This is a genomic window from uncultured Reyranella sp. (assembly GCF_945957355.1).
GTDB lineage: Bacteria > Pseudomonadota > Alphaproteobacteria > Reyranellales > Reyranellaceae > Reyranella.
Map to the genome: position 1 here is coordinate 1 of NZ_CAMFKM010000047.1, position 4,091 is coordinate 4,091.

The 4,091-nt window shown below is 67.5% G+C and carries 3 protein-coding genes; 2 read left to right on the plus strand and 1 reads right to left on the minus strand.

What is annotated here, in order from left to right; translation table 11 throughout:
• Window positions 1-275 precede the first annotated feature (275 nt).
• Window positions 276-1,427 (plus strand): DUF2865 domain-containing protein, encoded by a 1,152-nt coding sequence (locus tag Q0Q48_RS28580; protein WP_293808202.1) that lies wholly within the window; start codon window positions 276-278, stop codon window positions 1,425-1,427.
• A 189-nt stretch (window positions 1,428-1,616) separates the two neighbouring features.
• A complete protein-coding gene (locus Q0Q48_RS28585) occupies window positions 1,617-2,942 on the plus strand; it encodes an MFS transporter (protein ID WP_295145868.1) in 1,326 nt (441 codons plus the stop codon).
• Between the two features lie 166 nt (window positions 2,943-3,108).
• Here the strand turns inward: Q0Q48_RS28585 and Q0Q48_RS28590 are convergent.
• Window positions 3,109-4,091, minus strand: a 983-nt coding sequence (locus tag Q0Q48_RS28590; protein WP_295145870.1) for a glutamate--tRNA ligase family protein, incomplete at its 5' end; no start/stop codon positions are given.

A 4,091-nucleotide genomic window follows, 5' to 3' on the forward strand; every position in this document is an offset into this window, starting at 1 on the left:
TCATTGGCGCTGCACGGAAGGCCGGCGCGGACGGGCCGCTGCCGCAGGTCTTCTAACCAGAACGGAAGTTTTCCACCACCGGGACGGTGCATGCGTCCCCGGATTGCTGCGCCCTCGCGAATATGGCATGCGAGGCCCTCGCGATGGAGCGTCCCCGCGGCCTATCAGGCGAGGCTCCGCTCCATAGTTCCGTCGTGTTTGGCGGGTGTTCTCTGGCCGGCCCTCTTGGCCGAACTTCCCGGACAGAGCCGGCCGCCGGCTCGACTATGGATGACGTGACCCAACCTGCGATGATGCTGCGACTTTCCCGACGCTTCGGCATGGCCCTCGTGATGCTGGCCGCCCTCGGCGGCACCGCCGTGGCGCAGTCGGCCTCCTGCAACGCCTGGCGGGCCGAGCTCGAGAGCCTGCAGAGCCAGAGCGGCAGCGATCCGCGCGCGGCACAGGCCGCCCAGCGCGTCGGCGCCCAGCTCGCCCAGTTGAGCAGCCAGTACCGTTCGATGGGCTGCGATCGCGGCTTCAGCTTCTTCGAGTCGCCGCCGCCGCAGTGCAACTTCATCCGCCAGCAGCTGGGCCAGCTCCAGAACCAGTACGGCGCGCTGCAGCGCCAGGCGGAAGGCGGCGGCCTCGCGCAGCGCCGGGCCCAGCTCGCAGCCGCGATCAACAATAATTGCCGGGCGCAGCCACGCGGCTTCTTCGATACGATCTTCGGGCGCGATCCCGCTCCCGGCGACATCGATTCGACCCTGCCCGAGCTCGACCCCGAGCAGCCGACCGAACCGGCGAAGCCGCGCCTGGGTGGTCCGCAGACCGTCTGCGTCCGGACCTGCGACGGCTTCTTCTTCCCGCTCGCCAACAATGCCGGCAATGGCGACGAGATGTGCCAGGCGCTCTGCCCTGGGACCGAGACCCGCGCCTATGGCATGAGCGCCGGCGGCGACATCCAGAACGCCGCCGCCCGCTCGACCGGGCAGCCCTATTCCTCCCTGGCCAATGCCGGAAAATACACCCGCAGCTTCGATGCCGCCTGTACCTGCCGCGGCCAGGGGCAGAGCTGGTCGGCCGCCCTCAAGGACGCCGAATACCTGCTCGACAAGCGCAAGGGCGACGTCATCCTCAGCGAGCAGCGCGCGGCGGAACTGTCGCGGCCGAAGATCGACCCCAAGCGCAAGGGCGCAGGGCCCCAGCCGGCAGCAGCGACGCCCGCTCCGGCCGTGCCTGACGAGAAGCCGATGCCGTCGGAGGATTCGCCGACGGCGGGCACCGAGTCGGCCGGCGTCGGCCCCGACATCGTCGGCGAGAAGGTGCTCGACAAGAAGGACGGGCTGAAGAGCGAGTCGCGCAGCGCCACCGGCGAGCGCCGTACCGTACGGATCGTCGCTCCCAATCTCGCGCCGAACCTGAGCCCCCAACTCGTCAGACCCTGAACGCGGAAGATTCCATGCCGACAGCGCATGGAAGACTGCCCGACAACAGCAGGATAACCGCTGGACGCATAGCCGGGACCGCCGCATAAAGGTGCCTTCCAAGCCGCCTCCGGGAGGCCGCCAGACCCGTCCGACGGCTCATTTGCGCCGCGCGCCCGCTTCTGACGCTCCCCAGCTCAGAAGGCCGCCATGTCCGGGACGACTGCGACGCCTCCCGCCCATCCGATCGAATTCGACGATGCCAAGCGCCGCCTCAAGGCGATCTTCATGGGCTCGGTCGGCAATCTCGTCGAGTGGTACGATTTCTACGCCTACACCGCCTTCGCGCTCTATTTCGCGCCGCACTTCTTTCCCTCCCACGATCCGGTGGTGCAGCAGCTCAATGCCGCGACGCTGTTCGCGGCCGGCTTCATCGTGCGCCCGCTCGGCGGCTGGCTCTTCGGCCATCTGGCAGATCGCTACGGGCGGCGGCTCTCGCTGACCATCTCGGTCGTGATGATGTGCTTCGGCTCGCTGATCATCGCGGTGACGCCGACCTATGCCTCGATCGGTTTCGCCGCGCCGGCCCTGCTGGCCGTGGCACGCATCATCGAAGGCCTGAGCCTCGGCGGCGAATACGGGGCAAGCGCCACCTACCTCACGGAGGTCGCCGACCCCGAGCATCGCGGCTTCTATTCAAGCTTCCAATACGTGACGCTGATCGGCGGACAGCTCACCGCGATCCTCGTTCTGCTGCTGCTCCAGAACGTCTTCCTGACCCATGAGCAGCTCGTCGCCTGGGGCTGGCGCATTCCCTTCGTCATTGGTGCGGCGTTGGCGATCACCGCCATGATCATGCGCCGACACATGCACGAAACGGAATCCTTCGAGGCCGCGAAGAAGAGCGGTCTGAAGCGCGAGAGCTCGCTCAAGGGCCTGCTGAAATATCCGCGCGAGGTTGCGATCGTGATCGGCCTCACCGCCGGCGGCACCGCCGCCTTCTACACCTTCACGACCTATATGCAGACCTTCGTGAAGCAGACTGTCGGCCTGTCCGATATCGTGACGACCTATGTCATCGCCGGCTCGCTGATCTTCGCCTCGATCCTGCAGCCGATCTACGGGCTGATCTCCGACAGGATCGGCCGAAAGCCGATGCTGGTCTTCTTCGGCGTCGCCGGTACGCTGCTCACCGTGCCGATCCTGACCACGCTGGCCGGCACAAAATCCCCCTGGGTCGCCTTCCTGCTGATCTCGGGCGCCTGGGTCTTCGTCGCCGGGTACACCTCGATCAACGCGGTGGTGAAGGCCGAGCTTTTCCCGACGTCCATCCGCGCGACCGGCGTCGCGGTGCCCTATGCGCTGACGGTGTCGATCTTCGGCGGCACAGCGCCGGCCATCGCCCTGTTCTTCAAGCAGCAGGGCCACGAACAGTGGTTCTACTACTATCTCTCCGCCGTGATCTTCGTTTCGCTGCTGGTCTACACGACCATGCGCGACACCAAGCACGCTTCGGCGATGAACCGGCACGAGTGAAGATCAGCCGTGTGCCCTTTTGTCGTTCCGGGGCAGGCCGTCAGGCCTGAACCCGGAATCCGCGACTGGGGCACGCCTCGATGACGGCACCTCGAAGTGGCTCACCCAGTCGTAGGTTCCGGGTTCGAGCGCAGCGCGCTCGCCCCGGAATGACAACCGTGGGTGCTCAGGCGTTTTCGCCTGCCAGCCGCTTCAGCGCCTTGTCGCGCCCGATCAGCGGCAGCAGCGCCGCCAGCTCCGGCCCATGGTCGAGCCCCGTCAGCGCCTGGCGCAACGGCATGAACAGCGCCTTGCCCTTCGCGCCCGTCGCGGCCGAGACGGCCTGCGTCCAGCTCTTCCAGGTCGTTGCGTCGAAGGGCTCGGCCGGCAGCAAACCGGCCGCCGTGGCTGCGAAGCTTTGATCGGCGATCACGGGCGCGATCGGCCCCTGCACGATCCGCCACCACTGAGCCGCCTCGTCCAGCTTGGCGAGATTGCCGCGCACGGCCTGCCAGAATGCCTCGTCGGCCGCGACGCCAAGCGCCTTCAGACGATCGGCGACTGCTGCCAGCGGCAACTGGTGCAGCGTGCGCGCGCTCAGCGTCTCCAGCTCGTGCTCGTCGAACTTGGCCGGCGCGCGTGAGACATGGGCGAGCTCGACAAGGCCTGCAAGCTCGTCGAGGCTCGCGACCGGCCGCACCGCGTCGGAGGTGCCGACCAGCGTCGCGAGCGCGGCGACGGCCAGAGCCTCGACACCGGTCTCGCGCAGGCCGCGCAGCGAGAGATGGCCGAGGCGCTTGGACAGCCCCTCGCCGCTCGCCGTGGTCAGCAGATTGACATGCGCCATGGTCGGCAGCCCGGCACCGAGGGCCTCGAACATCTGGATATGCATCGCCGTGTTGGTGACATGATCCTCGCCGCGGACGATATGCGTGACGCCGGTCTCGATATCGTCGACCACGGACGGCAGATGGTAGAGATAGCTGCCATCCTCGCGCACCAGCACCGGGTCCGAGAGCGAGGCGCAATCGACATGAGAAGCGCCGCGCACCAAATCGTCCCAGGCGACCTCGCGCGCCTCCAGCAGGAAGCGCCAATGCGGCTTGCGCCCTTCCGCCGCGAAGGCCGCCTTCTGCTCGTCGGTGAGCTTCAGCGCGGCGCGGTCGTAGA

Excerpts from the sequence above, each read along its gene's own strand:
- Q0Q48_RS28585 (WP_295145868.1), top strand. The coding sequence starts at position 1,617 with ATGTCCGGGACGACTGCGACGCCTCCCGCCCATCCGATCGAATTCGAC.